Source organism: Bacillus cereus group sp. BfR-BA-01331 (genome assembly GCF_022663915.1).
Taxonomy (GTDB): domain Bacteria; phylum Bacillota; class Bacilli; order Bacillales; family Bacillaceae_G; genus Bacillus_A; species Bacillus_A mycoides.
This window is the reverse complement of sequence record NZ_JAKUGJ010000082.1, coordinates 1-3,542: the sequence shown is the minus strand read 5'-3', so window position 1 is coordinate 3,542 and position 3,542 is coordinate 1. Positions and strand designations below refer to the sequence as shown.

Here is a 3,542-nt window from a genome sequence, read left to right as displayed (position 1 = left end):
CGTCACCCTTTCTCATTAACATAAGAGAATAGTAACGTGCTTTTTAGTTTAAGAATAGTCTAAATCCTTAAGTTGATGGATGTGTGGTGCTACCCCTACCAGGAGTAACGTTAGGGAAATGCGGATTTACAGCGTTAAGAAAACTGTAGCAAAAAAAATCGATTCCTTTACGTAAAGGAGCCGATTTTTTTAATTTGGTTTATTAAGCTAATGCCCCCGTTAGTTTAATTAAAGGACATTTATTATAGAAAACAGATGAATATTTTATTGGATTCTCATATGAACCATCATTAATTTACAAGTACTATTTGCCCTAACTCTGATACCAATATAAAGCTAGGTCATTCATTGTTGAAGCGTGCCCCTGTTGTCTTAGCATGGCTGTTATGTTACTCGATGATAGGTACCATGGTTAGCAACATGAAATAAAATTTATGAGTATGCAGTCTCTCTAGCACCTGGCCAAGGATTATTCAAATTAATTTTTTGTTCTAAATCTTTTTGGCTATTCATCCATTCTTCATACTGTGAAGCTAGTTTTCAGTGTTATCAGCCGTGATGAGAAATACCATGTTGAGCATTTAACAAAGCTCTTGATCAGTTATGATTCTGATTCTTACAATGGTCTGAATTAGATTACAAAACGGAGTAATTGGAAAATAGGCGCGAATGGAGAGTGTAGCTATAATCAAAAAGTGAGGGGGGTGGGGGTGTTTGTCTGTACAGTTTAAAAGCAATTAAAAACAAGAGGATGGTTAATAAAGTGGAATTGTTGTAAAAATAGTAGGATATATACTTTGAGGTGTATATTCTATAGAGGGATGATATTGTATGGTTTCATAATAAGGTATAGCTGGATGTTGATAGTATGGCATATGCTGCATTGCATGATATACTGCATGCATTGTTGCTTGAGCTCCATGGGTTGTATAGACTCCGCCTATTGCCCTGTTTTTAATACAGTAAGGATTTATCATAATAATTCACCTCAGTTAATAATTAAATAAACATTTATATTATATGTCTAAAAACTAAACGGGGTCACGTCAGGATTATGCAGATTTATAACGATATTGAGATAAACCTAGTCATATCAAGCATTATCAATAGAGTATACTCTATTAATAATATAGCAAGTTGTTTATTTTAAAGGCTTTAGAAGCTCTAAAATGGATTTATCAAAATTAAATTGTTGAATTTAATCCTAGATTAGCCCCTGAAATCCATAATTGTTTCCGTACCCCTTTTAGGCTAAAAAGCCTTCTTTACAAAAGTTACCTTTAATCTAAGTACATTCACTTAACCAGTGCATAGGATAATTTTATAAAATCGTGAAGGGTTGAGAAAAATGTACTATATTCCTTTTATGTATCCATATCCTTATTATGTTAATGTACCTATGTATAACTATGGAAGACCGTCTGTTTACTGGACTTTCCCCAATGAGATAGAGTATGCAAACAGATTTGATTCTTTTAGTTTTTCCGATGGTGCTGGAAGTATTTCGTTAACAGATTATGGATCAGAACCATTTGTGGTTAATATAAATGAAGCAACAAAACAAAACAATACGTATCGTACTGCTTTATGGACAGGTAAACATTTACAAGTCACCTTAATGAGTATCAATGTTGGCGAAGATATCGGTTTGGAAATACATCCCAATGTTGATCAATTTTTACGTATTGAACAAGGTCAGGGGATTGTTCAAATGGGCAAGAGTAAAGATAATTTAGACTTTAAAAGAAATGCCTATGATGATTTTGCAATAATGATACCTGCCGGAACATGGCATAATGTAACTAATACAGGTAATATTCCACTAAAACTTTACTCGATATATGCTCCTCCAAATCATCCATTTGGTACCGTTCATGTTACTAAAACAGATGCATTAGCTATGGAAGAAAGTTATAGTTATAGTCATAGTAATAAGAATACAGTTAGTTATTAATCAAGCTTTATTATAAAATCTATAACTGTATTTTAAAGAGCAATGAAATAACATATGTACTGTGAATAAAAAAAGAATGCACATTTTAATCTGTGTGCATTCTTTTTTTATTAATATATACCCAAAGACTTTGCAAGAAAATCTAATAAAGTTGTATTTCCAAAAGTAATGATATTATTTTTTCGCAATTACATCGAAATTCAATCTCTACTTCTTCTGACGGCTTCTTATACTTTATAAAAATCAAAGTATGTCACCTACTTCTGTAAATTGTAGGCGCCGGAAGAACGACATGTCTTGATATAAATTAAAAGTTTCATTGTATAAAGGTTATTTTTGTTATCTCATATTTTAAATAATTCCGCAATAAATGCAATACAAATGAACAATTGAAGTATTAAATTTTTAAAACCGTTTGGAATAAACATTATTTAAAGTACATAAGTAGTGCCTTAGTTGTTCATTTTACATCAATAATATCTATAAACTTCAGTATGAATCTATTGTAAAATTCATCTGTACATACTACAGCACTATTTAACGGATCAATATCAACAACAGTCATATAGCTAGTGAGTAAATAATCGTCTTCATAATATGTAATTAGTATTTCTTCTTCAGATAATAAGGAACATAATAGCATGTTCTCGATCAGTTCTTTTTCTTCAGTGGTTAAGATCGGCCAAGTTAGTTTATTTTTCTCTTTGATGATTTCACGAATAACAGCACACTGTTCAGGCATTGCTGCGAATGGTTATCAAGACCTAAATTGTAAAAATCATAAAGAATAAAGGTTACTACATATTATATATGACTAATATGTAGCAACCTTTTACTTCTTGTTCAACAAACATTACCATTTTGTTGAATCAATAAACGTATTGAACCAAAAATCAATGTCTGAGGATTTATCTGTATTTTTTATGCATTTATAAAAATTCCATGCATGTTTTATTATAAACAGACCGGGTTTTTAATAATAATGGTGACTTACTATTAAGTTACTAAAAATATGTTTCATTCGTTAATCTAATAAATAAACCGAATGGAAAGTTTAACATAACATAACATATAGGAGAAATGACAAAGTCATCTGGTGTCTTGTAGATAAGAGAGAAAACTGTTTTATTTCTCGTTTTTCATAACCTATTCGTATATAGGAAAATTGGTGAAACTCCTCTACATAGACTAATGTAGAGATAAAAGCTATTTCCTCATCCAAGGAATGAGTGTATTCTGTTTGGAGGTAATAATATGTTCGAAAACCAAAATGAGAAAAAGAAATGGGAGGGAATTCAGGCTGCGGCCTTTGATCCTAATCTAGTGGGGCCAACACTTTCATCTATTCCTCCCTTTACTTTTCCAACAGGAGCAACTGGACCTACAGGGGCAACTGGACCTACGGGAGTAACTGGACCTACAGGGGCAACTGGACCTACGGGAGCAACTGGACTTACGGGAGCAACTGGACTTACGGGAGCAACTGGACTTACGGGAGTAACTGGACCTACAGGGGCAACTGGACCTACAGGGGCAACTGGACCTACAGGGGCAACTGGACCTACAGGGGCAACTGGACCTACAGGGG

At 33.1% G+C, this 3,542-nt stretch carries 4 protein-coding genes and 1 pseudogene; 2 read left to right on the top strand and 3 right to left on the bottom strand.

The features are described 5' to 3' along the window. Nucleotides 1–313 precede the first annotated feature (313 nt). Together MR155_RS30795 and MR155_RS30790 are read right to left on the bottom strand one after the other, a co-directional pair. Nucleotides 314–540: pseudogene (locus MR155_RS30795) on the bottom strand (DinB family protein); the annotation flags it as partial. Between the two features lie 215 nt (nt 541–755). Beyond that, the gene (locus MR155_RS30790) at nt 756–977 is read right to left on the bottom strand and encodes a hypothetical protein (RefSeq protein WP_078204034.1); all 222 of its coding nucleotides are present in this window, start codon (nt 975–977) and stop codon (nt 756–758) included. A gap of 371 nt (nt 978–1,348) precedes the next feature. On the opposite strand from MR155_RS30790, the gene MR155_RS30785 reads away from it, so the two are divergent. Further along, nucleotides 1,349–1,954 carry a cupin domain-containing protein gene (locus MR155_RS30785; RefSeq protein ID WP_088265915.1) on the top strand — a complete coding sequence of 202 codons (606 nt, stop codon included), beginning with the start codon at nt 1,349–1,351 and terminating at the stop codon, nt 1,952–1,954. 460 nt (nt 1,955–2,414) lie between these two features. Here MR155_RS30785 and MR155_RS30780 read toward each other — a convergent pair whose 3' ends face one another. Continuing rightward, nucleotides 2,415–2,696 (bottom strand): YolD-like family protein, encoded by a 282-nt coding sequence (locus MR155_RS30780; RefSeq protein ID WP_078204036.1) that lies wholly within the window; start codon nt 2,694–2,696, stop codon nt 2,415–2,417. A gap of 512 nt (nt 2,697–3,208) precedes the next feature. On the opposite strand from MR155_RS30780, the gene MR155_RS32355 reads away from it, so the two are divergent. Next, on the top strand, nt 3,209–3,542 hold a 334-nt coding region (locus tag MR155_RS32355), incomplete at its 3' end, for an exosporium leader peptide-containing protein (protein ID WP_242312074.1).